Raw genomic sequence first — 13,264 nt, 5'->3', positions numbered from 1 at the left:
TGCCTTGCGGGACGGCGTCGCTCGGGCCTGGCCTGGACAGGGATGCCCCGCCCTCTCTGCCTCACCCGAAGGAATCCCATGCGCCTGCCGACCCTGGTGCCGACGCTCATGCTCGCCACCGCCGCAACCTTCGCTTCAGTGACTCCCGCCGGAGCCGTGCCGCCGAAGACCTATCAGATCGTGAACGCGACCACCCGGGAATGCCTGTCGTCCTCCTACAACTGGCAGGAAATATCGTACGGCCGGTGTTTGTCAGCGGCTGCGAAGCGGAGGACCGCTGGGAGCTCGTCAGCGTCGACGGCGATCCGGACATGGTCAACCTCAAGAGCGTCAACACAGGCGAGTGCGCCAGCGCTGTCCGGAACTTTTTCCTTGACGGATACCCCGTGGAGGTGAGGGACTGCGACTCCCCTGAGGCAACCGTCTGGCGCGTGGCCCCGGACCGCGACACAGTCCGGTTCATTGCCGGCTACCTCGACACGCTGGGCGCGCAGTACATCAAGGGGAGGGCAGCGGTCATCGGGCGCTACGGCGACTGGAACGACACCTGGGTTCTCAAGAGCGTGTGACCCGGACTCATAGGCGAGTGAGGCGCTGGGCTACAGGCGAACCTGCGGAGCCACTGCGGCCATCGCCTCATCCAGCGCATCCGCAAAAGTGCCACCAGAGCCGCTTTCGAGCCACGCCCGCTGAGCCGCGACAAGGCAGCCGAACGCAGCCGCAGTGATCGCGCGTAGCGCCGAGTCGCCGGCAGGGCAGGGGGTTCCCGCCTCGGCTGCGCGTTCGCTCAGGGCGGTGACGACCACCTCCTGCATCTGCTGCTGCTTCTCCAGGTAACTGCCGAGCAGGTTCGGCGTGTTGAAGATGACCCGCTGGATCGGCGCCGCGACGGAGTCCTTGTCGAGGTCGTCGATGTGCGGCACCAGCAGATCGAAGAGCGCGCGCAGTGACTGCCAGACGGGCTCATCGGCCGGGCGGGCGCGCAACCCCTGGAGCATTTCCTCGGCGAGGTAGTCGACCTTGCCGACGACCAGGTCTTCCTTGGTGGGGAAGTAGCGGAACACGCTGCGCTTGGACATGCCCACCGCCGCGGCGATGTCGTCGATGGTCGTCGCCTCGTAGCCGCGCTCGATGAACAGGGCGTTGGCGGCCTCCGTGATCTCGCGCCGCACCGCCTGTCGCGTGCGTTCCCGCAGCCCTGGCCTCGTCTTCTCCGTCGTCACCGCTTCAGGTTATCACCCATGGTCAGAGTTGACACTCGATGACACGTTCGTCATTGTGTGATGGAAGCCAGGGGTCACCCCGGCCACGGAGAAGGGCAGATCGGCATGAGCAGGACGTGGTTCATCACGGGCGCCGGACGCGGTTTCGGCATGGAGTTCGCGCAGGCGGCCCTCGGGCGCGGCGACCAGGTCGCGGCCACGGCCCGGGACACCGAGGCGCTGGCCGGCCTCGTCGAGAAGTACGGGGACGCCGTACTGCCGCTGGCGCTCGACGTGACCGACCGGGAGGCGGTCGTCGCCGCCGTCGCGGCCACCGAGGAGCGCTTCGGCGCGCTCGACATCGTCGTCAACAACGCCGGTTACGGCCTGTTCGGCGCGATCGAGGAGGTCAGCGCGGAGCAGTTCCGCCGGCAGTTGGAGGTCAACGTCCTCGGGCCGTTCCATGTGACCCAGGCGGTGCTGCCGATCCTGCGCGAGCAGGGGCACGGGCACATCATCCAGATCTCCTCGATCGGCGGCGTGGCCGCGTTCCCGCTGCTGGGCACGTACCACGCCTCCAAGTGGGGGCTGGAAGCGTTCAGCGAGTCACTCGCCCAGGAGGTCGCCGGCTTCGGCATCAAGGTGACCCTCGTCGAGCCCGGCGCCTACGGCACCGACTGGGGCGGCTCCAGCGCGGTCCGGGCCGAGGCGCAGCCGCCGTACCAGCCGGTGCGGGACGCCATGGTCGCGGCCACGGCGGACATGCCGCAGTACGACCCCGCCCACGTGGGCGCCGCGATCCTCGCGGTCGCCGATGCCGCCGAGCCGCCGCTGCGGGTCTTCTTCGGCAGCGCGCCCCTCGACATCGCCGAGCAGGTCTACGCCTCGCGCCTGCGGACCTGGCGCGACGGTGCCGGCATCTCCGTACTGGCCGAGGGCCGCTGAGCCCGCCCCCCTGAGACCCCGAAGAACCACGGAACGAGAAGGAATCGACATGTCCAGCACCACCAAGGTCGCCCTTGTCACCGGCGCCTCCTCCGGAATCGGCGCCGACACCGCGCTGCGCCTGCGGGAAGCGGGCTACACCGTCTACGGCGCCGCCCGCCGCGTCGAGCGGATGACCGCGCTGCGCGACGCCGGGGTGCACGTCCTCAGCCTCGACGTCACCGACGAGGACTCCCTCCGCAAGGCCATCGACCAGATCATCTCCACGTCGGGGCGCATCGACGTCCTGGTCAACAACGCCGGGTACGGCTCCTACGGCTCCGTCGAGGACGTCCCCCTGTCCGAGGCGCGGGCCCAGATCGAGGTCAACGTCTTCGGTCTGGCGCGCCTGACCCAGCTGGTGCTGCCGCACATGCGTGCCCAGCGGAGCGGCACCATCGTCAACGTCAGCTCCATGGGCGGCAAGCTCGTCACTCCGCTGGGCGGCTGGTACCACGCCAGCAAGTACGCCGTGGAGGCGCTCAGCGACGCCCTGCGCATGGAGACCAAGCAGTTCGGGATCGACGTCGTGGTCGTCGAACCCGGCTCGATCCGCACGGAGTGGGGAGCCATCGCCGCCGAAACGCTCAAGGAGACCTCCGGCAAGGGGGCGTACTCGGGCCTCGCCGAGGGGGTCTCCAAGACGCTCGCCGCAAGCTCGCAGCCCGACGCCCGTATGACCTCCGCGCCTTCGGTCATCGGCAAGACGATCGTCAAGATCGCGAACGCCCGCCGGCCGCGCACCCGTTACCGGGTCGGCTTCGGGGCCGCCCCCACCATGTTCCTGCGCTGGCTGCTCCCCGACCGCGCCTTCGACTTCGTCGTCCGCAGCGCCTTCGGCGTCTGACCCGGCATCGAGAACACGGCCATGCCAGAACTGAGCGACACCGTCGTCATCGCCTCCCCGAGCGATGCCGGCGGGACGGTCGCCGAGATCCAAGCGACCGGCGCCCGCGCCGCATGGGTACGGACGGACGCCCCCGTGGAGGCCCTCGCCCACATCCTGAACGTAAGCTCCGAACACTCCCTCTGCAAACCTCTGCCCGTCCCCCGCAGCAGGCCCGCCGGATTCTCTCAGCCTCCGGTCCGTACGGCCGGTGGGCTGGGCTGTTCCGGCTGTTCCTGTTTGGCTCGTTGGATCTGCTCGTAGACCCTCGCCCGGAGCTCCGCGAACCGAGGGGTGGAGCGGGTGTGGAGTTGGTCGCGTTCGTCGGGGAGGTCGATGCGCAGGTCTTCCTTGACGACGGTCGGCGACTTCGACAGGACGATCGTGCGCTGGCCGAGGTAGACGGCCTCGTCGATGTCGTGGGTCACGAACAGGACGGTGACGCCGAGGTCGCGCCACAGACGTCGGACGAGGTCCTCCAGGTCGGCGCGGGTCTGGGCGTCGACGGCGGCGAACGGCTCGTCCATCAGCAGCACTTCGGGCTGGTAGGCGACGGCGCGGGCGATGGCGACGCGTTGCTGCATGCCGCCGGAGAGCTGCCAGGGGTAGGCGGCGTGGGCGTCGCTCAAACCGACGACGTCCAGGGCGTGTTCGACCAGTTCGGCCTGGCGTGCTTTGCCGAGCTTCTTCCCGCGCAGGGGCAGCGCGACGTTCTGCCGGACGGTCATCCACGCGAACAGGGAGCGGCCGTACTCCTGGAAGACGACGGCCATCCCGGGCGGCGGTCCGGTGATCGGCCTGCCCTGGAGGCGCAGTTCACCGCCCGTGGGGTCGAGGAGTCCGGAGACGCACTTGAGGAGGGTGGTCTTGCCGCAGCCGGACGGCCCCACCAGGCAGACCAGTTCGCCCGCGTCGAGGGAGAAGGTGACGTCGCGCAGTGCCTCGACCGTGCGGCCGTGCCCGGTGTAGGTCTTCTGCAGATTCCGAATGTCAAGCAAGGACATGGGCACCTCCGGGAGAGCCGGTCGGTCAGGAGTCGCGCTGGGCACGGCGCGCACCGTGGTACCAGGCCAGGGCCCGGTTCTCCACGAACCGGAAGAGCTGGGACAGCAGGAAGCCGAGCAGGCCGAGCAGCAGGACGCCGCTCCACATCTCGGGGATGGCGAACGAGCGCTGGAACTGCACGATCGTGAAGCCCAGGCCGTTGCTGGAGGCGAACATCTCGCTGATGACCATCAGGATGATGCCGATGGACAGGGCTTGGCGCATGCCGGTGAGGAGCTGCGGGCTCGCCGAGCGCAGCACCAGGTGCCACAGCCGGGACGGTCCGGTGATCCCGTAGGAGCGGCACGTGTCGTCGAGGACCTCGTCGACGGCGCGGACCCCCTCGGCCGTGTTCAGCAGGATCGGCCAGACGCAGCCGCTCGCCACCACGATGATCTTCATGGTGTCCCCGATGCCCGCGAACAGCATGATCACGGGAACGAGTACGGGCGGCGGAACGGCGCGGAAGAGTTCCAGGACGGGCTCCAGCACCTCGCGCAGCACCCGGACCGAGCCGACGGCGAGGCCCACCGCGACGCCCACGGCCGCGGCGAGCAGGTATCCGGCCGTCAGCCGCAGCAGGCTGGGCAGCACGTCCGCCTTCAGCCGGTCGAGGGTCCAGACCTCGGTGAACTTGTCCAGGATCGTGGAGAGCGGGGGCAGGTAGAAGTCGGTGCTGCCGGCGCTGGCGAACCACCACACGGTGAACAGCACGGCGGGCAGGGTGACGGCGAGCAGGACACCGCGTACGGCGCTGCGAACGGACATGTGCGGCTACCTCCCGGTCCGTTGGGACTGGTGCCAGTGCAGCACCCGGCGCTCGACCGCCCGCGCGGCCAGGTTGACCGCGACGCCGACGAGACCGGTCGTCAGCACCAGGGCGTACACCCTGGGCACCGCCCCGGAGGTCTGGGCGACGGCCAGTTCCTGGCCGAGGCCGGGTGCGCCGATGACGAGTTCGGCGGTGACGGCGAGCACGAGCGCCACGGTCGCGGCGAGCCGTACACCGGTCATGACGTAGGGCAGCGCCGTGGGCCACAGGACGTACCTGACCCGCTCCCAGGCGCTCAGCCGGTAGCTGCGGGCGGTGTCCCGGGCCACCGGATCCACGTCGTGGAGGCCGGCGAGCACCTGGACCAGCATCTGCCAGAACGACGCGTACACCACCAGGAGCAGTTTCGACCGCAGGTCGGTTCCGTACAGCAGTACCGCGACGGGTATCAGCGCGACGGAGGGGATGGGCCGCAGGAACTCGATGGTGGAGGCGGTGGCCGCGCGCAGCAGGGGTACCGATCCGATGACCACGCCCGCCACCGCTCCGGCCACGACGGCGATGGCGAGGCCGATCCCCCAGCCGGTCAGGGTGTCGCCGAGAGCGGACCAGAAGGTGCCCTCGCCCAGCATGTCCCAGAAGGCGCGGACCGTCGTGGAGGCCGGGGGGAGGTAGTCGGGGGAGACGAGCGAGGTGCGGGGCAGCGTCTCCAGTACGGCCGCCAGCCCGGCCACCCCGGCCAGTCCGCGCAGGACGGACGGGCCGGGCAGGGGCACGCGCCGCGCGGTCGCGGGGCTCTTGACGTCCGCGAGGGTCATGAGAACAGTGCTCCGATGTCCGGCTTCTTGTCGCCGAACACGCCGTCCTGGCGGCCGAGTTCGGCCAGCTTCTCCAGGGAGGCGCGGTTCACGGCGGTCGTCCAGCTCGGCAGGATCAGCTTGTCCAGCACGTCACCGCTGATCTTGGTGTAGGTGGTGAGGGTGCTCCGTGCCTCGTCCGGGTGGGCGGACGCGTACTCCAGGGACTCGTTCATCGCCTCGGTGAACTTCTTCACGAGGGCGGGGTTCTGCTGCGCGATCTTCGTCGAGGTGAAGTACGCCGCCACGGTGAGCGCGGGGTCGGTCTCGGCGAAGGGCGAGGCGATGACGCGGGCTCCCTTGCCCTTGGCGATGGTCTGCGAGGGCTCCCCCATCCAGGCGGCGTCCACCCGGCCGTCGTCCAGCGCGGCCGGCATCTGGTCGAAGGGGATCTCGACGAACTTGACCTTCGAGGGGTCTCCCCCGGCCTTGCGCACCGTCTCACGGACCGTCGTGTCACCGATGTTCTGCAGCGTGTTGACGGCCACGGTGTGTCCGGCGAGGTCCTTGGCCGACTTGGCCGGGCTGTCCTTCTTCACCAGTACGGCGGTGACGTCGGCGCCCACCTTGCCGTTGGAGGCGGCTCCGTTGGCGACGGCCTTGATGGGCACGCCCTTGGTCTGGGCGAGCATCAGGGACGTGGTGTTGCTGAAGCCGAACTGGAACTGGCCGCTCACCACACCGGGGATGATCGCGGCACCGCCCTGCGCGGTGACCGTCTTGAGGCGGATGCCGCGCTTCTCGAAGAAACCCTGTTTCTGGCCGAGATACAGGGGCGCCACGTCGACGATGGGGATGACGCCGACGGTCACCTCCGTGGTCTTGCCACCGGAATCCGACGTCCCCTTGGCGTCGCCGGAGTCCGACGAACCGCATGCGGTGAGTCCGGCGACGGACAGCACGACCAGGGCGAGACCCGTCATACGCCTGTGCATGAGCTCCTCCTTGAGCAAGAACGGATAACGAGACGCGCTGCCGCACGGGGAGAGAGGTGAAGGGACGAGCCGACTGGGTGCGTGGGGCTCGGCCGACGGCAGCCATGGGGTCCGGGAGAACCGCTCAGGCGCCGAAGCCGGAACGACCGAGCCCATGTTGTGCACTATCTTGACGACCGCAATCTACACATCTAACTTCGCCGTGTCAGTGCCTGCGACGAAGGAATTCGCCACCGATCCTCCACCCGCCATTCCACGACGACGAGGAGTCCCGGCCCATGCCGCACCGCACCAACGCCCGCACCCTCACAGCTCCCACGGCGCCACCGTCGAAGTCCCCGTGCACGACGGACGGGCCCGACACGCGTACGGCCGAAGCCGATCCCCCGGCACCCGCCCTCCGCCCCCGTCCGGACCGGTCGGCCATGGCCTCGCCCGGATGGACGTGAACGCCACGCACGACCGACTGCTCGGCCCACCGTCACCGGTGCGTCCGCAGTCGCTCCTGCTCGCCTTCTTCGGCAACCACGTCCTGAACGAGGGCCCCCTCTACGTCTACTCCGGGAGCATCATCGACATCCTCGCCAGGACCGGAGTGGGTGAGCAGGCGGTGCGTTCCACACTCAGCCGCATGGTCAACCGCGATCTCCTCGCGCGCCGAAGGAACGGCCGGCGCATGTACTTCGGGCTCACCCCGCTCGCCACCGAGATCCTCTGCGACGGCAAGCGCCGCCTCTGGCAGACGAGCGTGGTGAACGAGGACTGGGACGGCACCTGGACGCTGCTGGGCTTCTCGCTCCCCGACTCCTGGCACAGCCAGCGCCACGACCTCCGCTCACGTCTGGGCTGGCTGGGTTTCGGACCGCTCTACAACGGCCTGTGGATCGCCCCCGGCCACGTCGACCTCACGGCCGTGATCGACGAACTCGGCGTCTTCGCGCACGTGAAGGTCTTCCACGCCCGCGCCGACGAGGCGACCGACATCCGCCGGATGGTCAGTGACACGTGGGACCTGGACGCCCTGGCGGCCCGCTACACCTCCTTCTCGCGGCGCTGGTCCGCCACCGAGTGGTCCGCGTCGGACGCCATCGCCGTCCGGCTGCGTCTGGTCAGCGAATGGCTGGAGATCATCCGCTCCGACCCCAGACTCCCCGGCCCCTGCCTCCCCGCCGACTGGCCCGCCCGCCCCGCGGAGGACACCTTCCGCCACATCGCCTCCGGCACGGCGACACCGGCCCGCCTCATGGCCGCCGCGGTGCTCGACACCATTCCCGGGACTGCCCCGACGGCGTGACAACCACAAGGCCCTGCGTGCTCGCCGAGCGCCTCCGGTCGGTGCCCGGGACGCGGGCAGGGTGCTGAGTGATCGCGATGACCTGTGGGCTCGCGGAAGCAGGTCCCGACGGCGCCGACGGGTTGTCCGCGGCGACCTGGTCCAGCAGCGTGATGCCGGTGGCGGCCTTGGGCGCGTTGACGGAGGTGTGCACGGTCTGGGAGACCATCACGATCGCGGACGGGTCCTCATGGCGGCCCGCGGCTCTCGCACCTGCCGGCGCAGCAGATCGTGGATCACCTGGTCGGGGCCGCGTTCATCCACCGGCTTTGCACCGTTGGGAGACGCAGTGTCGAGGCTGGGGTAGAACTGCCGGGCCCATCGGCGGTACGGGAGGGCCTGCATGATCCGTCGGCCGCCCGGCAGCCAGTGGGGAGCGGGCAGGGTGAGGCTGGCACCGCTGTAGATGTGGGTGCGCCAGGGGCCGGCGACGGTCGGCAGGAGCCAGAGGCGCAGGACGGGTCCGACCTTGGGGAGATCTGCGGTGGCGAGAATGTAACCGAGGCCGTGGATCTCCATGATGTAGGTGAGCGGGATGCGCAGGCGGCGCAGGCCGGCGAGGGGGACGCGGGTGGTGGGTGGGCAGTTCGACGACGGCGTGGGCGAGGGAGGAGAAGCCGGTGGTGTCGAGGTCGGGGATCTCGTAGGTGGGTCCGCCGCCGTCGGGGTCGTACCAGGCGACGACGAATCCGTGTTTCTCCTGGATGTGCAGCTGGGCGAGGCGGATTTCGGCGGGCGGGGTGCCGTCGGGGCCGAAGGCGTGGAAGGGGCAGACGAGATCTTCGCCCTGGACGGTGCCGCCGACGCCGAGATGTGCGCCGAGGTGGGGGCAGTAGGGTTCGATCGCCCGTAGCCTGCCACTCTTGGTGCGGTAGAGGACGACGACTTTTCCCGGTGTGATCTCGTCCCAGAAGCCCACGCAGAACCAGCCTTTGGAGTCGGGAAGGGCTGGAGGGAATGCTTGATCTGCCGGTGTCGCCTGCTGGTCGAGGGTGGCTGACGGCCCCGGTGACCGGGTGGACCGAGTAGACGAAGTCCGGGTCCGCGACGAACCTGGGGTCGCGGTAGTCACCGAGCCGGGCTCGCAGGGCGGGGTCCAGGGTCGCCGGGTAGATCCGGGCGCCGCCCGGGTCGTACGCCGTCCGCGTGCACGGATCGACCGAGTAGCGGGAGCCGGGATCGATCACGCGGCGTTCGGTGGGCCGGCCCTGGGGGGCGAGCAGGAAGGGGGCGTACAGCTTCTTCGGCCGGCCGTCGGCGTTCTGTACGCCGAGGAGCCAACTGGCGTTCGCGAGCAGTTGCCCGGCGAACGGTTCCCCTGCGGGTCGAGGACCCGTACGAACTCCGCCTGGTAGCCCGTCGCCGGATCGACGAAGGTACGGCCGGTCAGCTGGTCGTCAGGCAGTAGCGGGCGTCGTCGGGCCACTCCGCCGCAGCTCTCGTGCCCGGTGTGGTCGGTCTGGTCTCGGGCATGCACCGCTGGGCCGAACGCGACGGCACCTACGACGGCCTCGTCGCGCAGCGCTCCCGGGCCCTGGCCATGCTCCCCGGCCGCCAAAGCTGACGCCCTCGCGTATCCCAGGTTCTACGACGATCGCCATCTGGGGCGTCGTGCGTAAGTGGCCGCTCGCAAGGCCCATTCGACGGGGCCGTGGGGGTGGCGGCGCAACCACCAGGCGCTGGCGGCGAGTTGGGCGGCGTACGTGAGCGCGGCCAGGGCCACGATGCCCAGGGCCGGTACGTCGTCGGCGAGCGCGAAGCCGTAGCCGGTGTACAGGACCATGAACACGGCCGATTGCGCGACGTAGTTGGTGGCGGCCATGCGTCCGGCCGGGGCGAGGGCGGTGATCACGCGGCGGCCGGCCCGGCCCCGGCAGAGGCGGACCACGGTGGCGATGTAGAACGCGGTGACGAGGGTGTCGGTGATCGGGACCACCGCTTCGAGGAGGGCGGGAAGGCCGGTGTCGTACCGTTCGGCGATCGCGGCCCAGACGGCGACCGGGCCGCCGACGAGCAGGCCGGCCACCTGGACTCGGCCGAGCCAGGGTCGTAGCGCGTCCGTGTCGGTCAGGAGGCGTCGTTTGCCGGCGGCGAAGCCGAACAGGAACAGGGCCAGCGCCTGAGGTCCCTGGCCTGGCCAGATGACTTCGAGGGCGAAGCGGGGCCCGACGTCGAGCTGGGTGTGCAGGGTGTCGTGGAAGCCGCCCAGGAAACCGGCGTCGCGGGTCGCGTCGAAGAACCAGACGAGGTCGCTGCCGCCCGTGGGAAACAGGCCGAGGGTCCATAGCTTGTCCGCGGACAAGGCGGCCAGGACGCAGCAGCCGAGGGCCGCGGTGATCGCCGGGCGGGTGTTCCGCAGTACGACGAGCACCACGCACAGCAGTGCGTACAGCGTGAGGATGTCACCGAACCACAACAGCGCCGCGTGTACGGCCCCGAGGGCGAAGAGTGCGGCGCAGCGCCGTAACAGGCAGGGCAGAGCCGGCACACCGGCACGCTTGACCGCTTCGAGCTGCAACGTGAACGAATAGCCGAACAGGAACGAGAAGAGCAGGAAGAACTTGCCCAGGAACAGGCTGGTGACGACCGTCCAGACCGCCGCGTCGACCGGCCCGGTGAACGGGACGAACAGGCTGTCGTCGTCGATGCGGATGGATACGAGGGTGCTCACGACCATGACGTTGGCCATGAGGATCCCGAGTAACGCGAACCCCCGCAGGGCGTCGACCTCGTCGATCCGTGGCGCGGCCGGCCCGTTCGGCGCGGGGCGTTCGGCCGGCGGGGCAGGGGGTGGAGTTGTCCCTTTTTCTGACATTCCAGAACGGTAGGGACGGCCGTACTGTCAGTCGTCACTCCATGGGTTGACGCCGCCGTAGCTCTGGCGAGTGAGGGGATGAGACCTGAGGCGTACGTCGAGGCGGCGCGGGGAGCGAGGCTCCAGGCCCTGTGAACCTTTCCGCCCTGGACACCGACTCTCTTGGTGACGCGTGGCGTGGGGCAGGGAGGTGCGGTGGACCAGGACAGGCGCAGTGCGCTGCTGGTGGTGCGCTGCCAGCTCGGGGAACGGGAGGCGTTCCGCGAGCTGGTGGGGCTCTGGCACACGCCGCTGTGGCGCTATGTGCGGGCAGTGGCGGGGTCCGGGTACCTCGCGGACGATCTCGTCCAGGAGGCATGGGTCGCCGTGGTGCGCGGGCTGCCGCGTCTGCGACAGCCGGAGCGGTTCGCGCCGTGGCTGTTCACCATCGCCCGGCGCACGGTGGCCGACCACCTCCGGCAGGCGTACGCGGACACCTCGACGGTGGAGGACGGCACGATCGCCGACGACGTCGACCCGCTCGCCGCCGTCCTGACCACGCTGGAGATCGAGGCCGGCCTCGGCGGACTGCCGCCGCTGGAGCGGGAAGTGCTGGTCCTGTTCCACTTGCAGGACCTGTCCCTGGCCTCGTGCGCGGAGGTACTGGGCGTACCGCCGGGCACGGTCAAGAGCAGGCTGCACCGCGCGCGTCGCTTGCTGCGGGACGTCCTGACCGAGAGGGGATACGAGGCATGAGCGAGCATCACGGAGTACCCGCGGAACTGGAGCGCGTGCTGGCGGCGGAGGTCTCGCTGCGCTCCCGGATGCGGTACGTGGGCATCGGGCTGGCGGGAGGGTGCGCGGCGACGCTGATCGCGGTGCTGTGGGCGACCGAGCCGGACCCGCTGCCCGCGCGTACCCAGGCCGCCTTCGCGGTACTGATCGCCATCGGGGTGGCCTGGGCCGCCTTCTCCGGCTGGGCCCTGTCCCGGCGCAGGCCGCTGTTCGCCCGGGACCGGGTGCTGGGCGCCCGACTCGCGCTGGTGGCGACCGTGACCACCGGCGTCGCCGGGACGGCTCTGACAGCGGTACGCGGCACGACGGCCGAGGCGCTGGCGGTCGCATCGACCGGCACCGCACTTGCCGCCGCTGCGGGACTGCTCCTGACGCGGGCACGCTCCCGGCGCCGGGAACTGCTGCGACTACGCGACTCCCTGCGGGAGGAACCCTCGTAAGACGCGACCACGAATGTCTGTTCCTGTTCGAGGAGCTGCCGGAAACGCACCGGGACTTTACACATGCGCTCGGAGCCTGACGGCGGGCGCCGCACGCGCCCCCGAAAGGAGCCAACTACCCGATGATCAAGGGGTGTTCATCGAGCCGTGTGTGTCGGCGGCATCCCCGCTTCCGCGCCTGCCCTTGTCGCGTCGGTGCCCCAGCTGGCCAGCAGCCGTAGTGCTTCCGCGGAGGGGGAGCCGGGTTCGGCGTGGTAGGTGACGAGCATCTGTTCGTGGTCGTCGGCCTGGTGGAACGATTCGAGGCGGAGGTCGAGTCGGCCGACGAGGGGGTGGTGCAGGCGCTGGGTGCCGTGGCATTTCTCCTTGACGTCGTGGGTGGCCCACAGCCGCCGGAACTCCTGGCTCTTCACGGAGAGTTCGCCGACCAGGGCGGACAGGAGGGGGTCGTCGGGGTGGGAGCCGGCGTCCATGCGCAGCTGGGCGACGACGTCGGCGGCTTTGTGGTCCCAGTCCAGGAACAGGTCGCGGAATGCGGGCCGCAGGAACATCAGCCGCGCCCAGTTGCGTTCCGGCGCGGGCAGGTCGTCCCAGTCGCCGAAGACGGCCGCGGCCATCCGGTTCCAGGCGAGGATGTCCGAGCGCCGCCCCACGAGAATCGCGGGGACGCTGTCCATGGTGTCCAGCAGCGTCCGCAGATGCCCCCGCACCTGCTGGGTACGCCCGGCCGGCTTCTTCTTGCGCTGTAGGGGTTTCGCCAGGTGGATGAGGTGGGCGTGCTCGGCATCGCTCAACCGCAGCGCGCGGGCGATGGCGTCGAGGACCTCCGCCGACACGTGCCGCCCGTTGCCCTGCTCCAGCCGCGTGTAGTAGGCCACCGACACCCCGGCCAACTGGGCCAGCTCCTCCCGCCGCAGCCCCGGCACCCGCCGGTAGCGCCCGAAGTCCCGCAGCCCCACGTCCTCCGGCTTCAGCCGGGCCCGCCGGGTGCGCAGGAACTCGCTGAGCCCGGCCTGCGGGTCAAGCCCGCCACCGTCGGGCTGGTGGTGTTCGTCCATGCCTTCGAGTATCCCCGCCCGGGCGTACGTCTGCCTGACCCAACCAGTGGTAGGCATCGCAGGCCTACACAGAGCCGTGACCTGGGTGAATACCGGGCCGTCCCGGACGCTGGTCACTGTGCCCGGCCGGAAGACGGCCCGGGCGTGAGCTTGCACCAGGAACG

The 13,264-nt window shown here is 70.0% G+C and carries 15 protein-coding genes and 2 pseudogenes; 8 read left to right on the top strand and 9 right to left on the bottom strand.

What is annotated here, in order from left to right; translation table 11 throughout:
• Positions 1–200 precede the first annotated feature (200 nt).
• Positions 201–569: a hypothetical protein gene (locus J8M50_RS24610; RefSeq protein WP_141655650.1), complete on the top strand. Its 369-nt coding sequence runs from the start codon at positions 201–203 to the stop codon at positions 567–569.
• 30 nt (positions 570–599) lie between these two features.
• On the opposite strand, the gene J8M50_RS24605 is transcribed toward J8M50_RS24610, so the two are convergent.
• Entirely contained in the window at positions 600–1,223 is a 624-nt protein-coding gene (locus J8M50_RS24605) for a TetR/AcrR family transcriptional regulator (RefSeq protein WP_075662005.1), read from the bottom strand.
• A 105-nt stretch (positions 1,224–1,328) separates the two neighbouring features.
• Between J8M50_RS24605 and J8M50_RS24600 the strand changes: the two genes are divergently transcribed.
• Positions 1,329–2,147, top strand: coding sequence for an SDR family NAD(P)-dependent oxidoreductase (locus J8M50_RS24600; RefSeq protein ID WP_010359094.1), 819 nt, complete (start codon positions 1,329–1,331; stop codon positions 2,145–2,147).
• A 49-nt stretch (positions 2,148–2,196) separates the two neighbouring features.
• Positions 2,197–3,033, top strand: coding sequence for an oxidoreductase (locus J8M50_RS24595; protein ID WP_010359096.1), 837 nt, complete (start codon positions 2,197–2,199; stop codon positions 3,031–3,033).
• Between the two features lie 227 nt (positions 3,034–3,260).
• Here the strand turns inward: J8M50_RS24595 and J8M50_RS24590 are convergent, their stop codons facing one another.
• The 4 genes from J8M50_RS24590 to J8M50_RS24575 are packed head-to-tail and all read right to left on the bottom strand — an operon-like array spanning position 3,261 to position 6,680.
• Positions 3,261–4,076 carry an ABC transporter ATP-binding protein gene (locus J8M50_RS24590; RefSeq protein WP_010359098.1) on the bottom strand — a complete coding sequence of 272 codons (816 nt, stop codon included), beginning with the start codon at positions 4,074–4,076 and terminating at the stop codon, positions 3,261–3,263.
• Positions 4,077–4,101: 25 nt separating this feature from the next.
• Entirely contained in the window at positions 4,102–4,884 is a 783-nt protein-coding gene (locus J8M50_RS24585) for an ABC transporter permease (protein ID WP_010359099.1), read from the bottom strand.
• A gap of 6 nt (positions 4,885–4,890) precedes the next feature.
• A complete protein-coding gene (locus J8M50_RS24580; protein WP_010359101.1) occupies positions 4,891–5,706 on the bottom strand; it encodes an ABC transporter permease in 816 nt (271 codons plus the stop codon).
• Positions 5,703–6,680 carry an ABC transporter substrate-binding protein gene (locus tag J8M50_RS24575; RefSeq protein WP_029184503.1) on the bottom strand — a complete coding sequence of 326 codons (978 nt, stop codon included), beginning with the start codon at positions 6,678–6,680 and terminating at the stop codon, positions 5,703–5,705. The genes J8M50_RS24580 and J8M50_RS24575 overlap by 4 nt, the downstream gene beginning before the upstream one ends.
• Before the next feature lie 439 nt (positions 6,681–7,119).
• On the opposite strand from J8M50_RS24575, the gene J8M50_RS24570 reads away from it, so the two are divergent.
• Positions 7,120–7,974 carry a PaaX family transcriptional regulator gene (locus tag J8M50_RS24570; protein ID WP_010359105.1) on the top strand — a complete coding sequence of 285 codons (855 nt, stop codon included), beginning with the start codon at positions 7,120–7,122 and terminating at the stop codon, positions 7,972–7,974.
• Positions 7,975–8,181: 207 nt separating this feature from the next.
• Here the strand turns inward: J8M50_RS24570 and J8M50_RS24565 are convergent, their stop codons facing one another.
• Positions 8,182–8,532 carry a hypothetical protein gene (locus J8M50_RS24565; RefSeq protein ID WP_010359106.1) on the bottom strand — a complete coding sequence of 117 codons (351 nt, stop codon included), beginning with the start codon at positions 8,530–8,532 and terminating at the stop codon, positions 8,182–8,184.
• 16 nt (positions 8,533–8,548) lie between these two features.
• On the opposite strand from J8M50_RS24565, the gene J8M50_RS49745 reads away from it, so the two are divergent.
• Complete coding sequence (locus J8M50_RS49745) at positions 8,549–8,866, top strand: hypothetical protein (protein WP_010359107.1); 318 nt, start codon at positions 8,549–8,551, stop codon at positions 8,864–8,866.
• Here the strand turns inward: J8M50_RS49745 and J8M50_RS49740 are convergent.
• Positions 8,828–8,932 (bottom strand): annotated as a pseudogene (locus J8M50_RS49740) (Rieske 2Fe-2S domain-containing protein); the annotation flags it as partial. The gene J8M50_RS49745 and the pseudogene J8M50_RS49740 sit on opposite strands and share 39 nt — an antisense overlap.
• 540 nt (positions 8,933–9,472) lie before the next feature.
• Here J8M50_RS49740 and J8M50_RS24555 point away from each other — a divergent pair.
• Positions 9,473–9,577 (top strand): annotated as a pseudogene (locus tag J8M50_RS24555) (short-chain dehydrogenase); the annotation flags it as partial.
• Between the two features lie 21 nt (positions 9,578–9,598).
• Here J8M50_RS24555 and J8M50_RS24550 read toward each other — a convergent pair.
• Complete coding sequence (locus J8M50_RS24550; protein WP_040838190.1) at positions 9,599–10,828, bottom strand: DUF418 domain-containing protein; 1,230 nt, start codon at positions 10,826–10,828, stop codon at positions 9,599–9,601.
• Positions 10,829–11,023: 195 nt separating this feature from the next.
• Here J8M50_RS24550 and J8M50_RS24545 point away from each other — a divergent pair, with 195 nt between their 5' ends.
• Both J8M50_RS24545 and J8M50_RS24540 read left to right on the top strand, forming a co-directional pair.
• Complete coding sequence (locus tag J8M50_RS24545) at positions 11,024–11,563, top strand: RNA polymerase sigma factor (RefSeq protein WP_010359113.1); 540 nt, start codon at positions 11,024–11,026, stop codon at positions 11,561–11,563.
• Positions 11,560–12,042 (top strand): hypothetical protein, encoded by a 483-nt coding sequence (locus tag J8M50_RS24540; protein WP_010359114.1) that lies wholly within the window; start codon positions 11,560–11,562, stop codon positions 12,040–12,042. The genes J8M50_RS24545 and J8M50_RS24540 overlap by 4 nt, the downstream gene beginning before the upstream one ends.
• A 137-nt stretch (positions 12,043–12,179) precedes the next feature.
• Here J8M50_RS24540 and J8M50_RS24535 read toward each other — a convergent pair whose 3' ends face one another.
• Entirely contained in the window at positions 12,180–13,100 is a 921-nt protein-coding gene (locus J8M50_RS24535) for a helix-turn-helix domain-containing protein (RefSeq protein WP_010359116.1), read from the bottom strand.
• Positions 13,101–13,264: the final 164 nt, after the last annotated feature.

Source organism: Streptomyces acidiscabies, assembly GCF_020010905.1.
In the GTDB taxonomy this organism is placed as follows: Bacteria; Actinomycetota; Actinomycetes; order Streptomycetales; family Streptomycetaceae; genus Streptomyces; species Streptomyces acidiscabies.
This window is presented reverse-complemented; position numbering and strand designations above follow the sequence as displayed.